Below are 408 nucleotides of genomic sequence, written 5' to 3'. Positions count from 1 at the left end.
CAACACCCGAAGTCGGTGAGGTAACCGCAAGGAGCCAGCCGCCGAAGGTGGGGTAGATGACTGGGGTGAAGTCGTAACAAGGTATCCGTACCGGAAGGTGCGGATGGATCACCTCCTTTCTATGGAGTACTAATCACAGATTATTTTCTTTCCGGTTTTGAGGGAGTATAACCCTCGCTGATATAGTGATGGGGCTGTAGCTCAGTTGGGAGAGCGCCTGCCTTGCAAGCAGGAGGTCATCGGTTCGATCCCGTTCAGCTCCACCAAAAGAATAAATATGCTCCTTGAAAACTGGATACTGCATGAAATTGCTAAGATATTAACTGTAAGTACTTTTAGTAATTACGGAAATGCAAGGATGGCCTGCTAAGTTCGTCTCATCCATGAGACAACGCATGCACTAGCACA

Annotated in this window: 1 tRNA gene and 1 rRNA gene; both read left to right on the top strand. The window is 48.0% G+C overall.

From position 1 onward, the window contains the following. Window positions 1-119 (top strand): 16S ribosomal RNA (locus tag M3630_RS30690); the annotation flags it as partial. 71 nt (window positions 120-190) lie between these two features. Then, window positions 191-266 (top strand) — tRNA-Ala (locus M3630_RS30685). The last annotated feature ends 142 nt before the right edge of the window (window positions 267-408 follow it).

Source organism: Brevibacillus sp. MER 51 (assembly GCF_023714195.1).
Classification (GTDB): Bacteria; Bacillota; Bacilli; order Brevibacillales; family Brevibacillaceae; genus Brevibacillus.
Note: the sequence above shows the minus strand (reverse complement) of the source record. Positions and strands in the feature narration are given on the sequence as shown.